The organism is Catelliglobosispora koreensis DSM 44566 (assembly GCF_000379685.1).
Lineage (GTDB): Bacteria > Actinomycetota > Actinomycetes > Mycobacteriales > Micromonosporaceae > Catelliglobosispora > Catelliglobosispora koreensis.
The window spans coordinates 1-1,625 of sequence record NZ_KB903276.1; the positions used below are offsets into that span (position 1 = coordinate 1).

At 67.3% G+C, this 1,625-nt stretch carries 2 protein-coding genes and 1 pseudogene; all 3 read left to right on the forward strand.

Annotated features, from left to right (window positions below):
* Positions 1-304 (forward strand): annotated as a pseudogene (narY, locus tag A3E1_RS42020) (nitrate reductase subunit beta); the annotation flags it as partial.
* A gap of 41 nt (positions 305-345) precedes the next feature.
* Positions 346-927: a nitrate reductase molybdenum cofactor assembly chaperone gene (gene narJ, locus A3E1_RS0125555; RefSeq protein ID WP_051105155.1), complete on the forward strand. Its 582-nt coding sequence runs from the start codon at positions 346-348 to the stop codon at positions 925-927.
* The coding region (gene narI, locus A3E1_RS42025; RefSeq protein ID WP_020523637.1) for a respiratory nitrate reductase subunit gamma at positions 924-1,625 on the forward strand (702 nt) is incomplete at its 3' end. The genes narJ and narI, both read left to right, overlap by 4 nt.

Below are 1,625 nucleotides of genomic sequence, written 5' to 3' on the forward strand. Positions count from 1 at the left end.
CCCCGCCGCACACGCCGAAGGCGCGGCCGGGCTGGAAGAACTAGCCACCGGATGCAGCCTCGACTATGACGGCGGCCCCGGCATGGGCGGCGCCGGCCCCTTCGGCGACGGCCCGTTCGGGGAAGCCTCCGGCCGGCCCGTACCGGTCGCGGTGGAAAACTTTCACGCTCTGGCCGACCGGCAGCGCCGCGACACCTTCGCTGACCCCTACGACCCGGCCGCAACCAGGGTGAACCTTCTCAACTGGGACGGCAAAGGCAACCCGCAAGGGCTTTTCCCGCCACGCAAACAGGAGCAACCGTGAACCACACCACCACAGCCGCCGTGGCGGCCAAGGCCGCCTCGATGCTGCTGCGCTACCCCGATCCGCCGCTGCTGGCCCAGCTGCCGGTTCTGCGTGCCGCGATCGCCACTCTGCCGCCAGAAACTGGCACACCCCTGGGCCGGGTGGCCGTGCACCGTGGCGCCACCGATCCAACCGCACTGGCGGCCGAGTATGTGGAGCTATTCGACCTGCGGCGGCGCTGCTGCCTGTACCTGAGCTACTACACCGCCGGAGATACCCGCAACCGCGGCCAGGCCCTACTGCACTTCACGGCCGCCTACAAGAAAACAGGGTTCATCCTCGACGGCGGCGAGCTGCCGGACTTCCTGCCCGCCGTCCTCGAACTGGCCGCCTGCGCACCGCAAGCAGGCTGGGGGCTGTTGCGCGAGCATCGCATCGGCCTGGACCTGCTCGCCACCGCCCTGCACGCCCAGGAGTCGGTGTACGCGCACGCTGTCACCGCGATCCGGTCGCTGCTGCCACCAGCCAGCCCCGCTGATACCGCCGCCGCACTCGATTTGGCCCGCACCGGCCCGCCAGCAGAAACCGTTGGCCTGCAACCCTTCCCGCTGCACACACCAACTGCCGGGGGGCGGCGGTGAACACACTGCTGTGGGCGGTCCTGCCGTACCTGACCCTGGCCACCTTCGCCCTGGGCACCGTCTGGCGCTACCGCTACGACAAATTCGGTTGGACCACCCGCTCCAGCCAGCTGTACGAAACAAACATTTTGCGCTGGGGCTCACCCATGTTTCACTTCGGCGTCCTCATGGTCCTGGTAGGGCACATCGGTGGCCTGCTCATCCCGAAAGCCTGGACCGAAGCCGTAGGCGTCACCGAGCACACGTATCACCTGATGGCTGTGTTCATCGGGACCGTCGCCGGCATCTTCACCCTCGTGGCCATGGCTATCCTCATCTTGCGCCGCCGCCTGGTCGGCCCGGTGTTCGCCGCCACCACCAAAAACGACAAAGCCATGTACCTCGTCCTGGCGGCAACGATCGTGCTCGGCCTGGCGGCCACCGTGCGGGCGAATGTCACCGGCCCCGGCTACGACTACCGCGAAACGATCTCACCGTGGTTTAGATCGGTGTTTTACCTGCAGCCCAAAGCCGAACTCATGACATCCGTGCCGGCCGGTTTCAAAATCCACATCCTGATGGCGTTCGCCCTGTTCGCGTTCTGGCCCTTCACCCGCCTCGTGCACGCCTTCAGCGCCCCCGTCGGCTACCTAACCAGGCCCTACATCGTCTACCGCAGCCGCAGCTTCAAACCCGGGCTGCGTGCCACCCGCCGCGGA

Bases quoted from the DNA above. Each gene is read 5' to 3' on its own strand.
- narJ (WP_051105155.1), top strand. From the start codon at position 346: ATGCTGCTGCGCTACCCCGATCCGCCGCTGCTGGCCCAGCTGCCGGTT.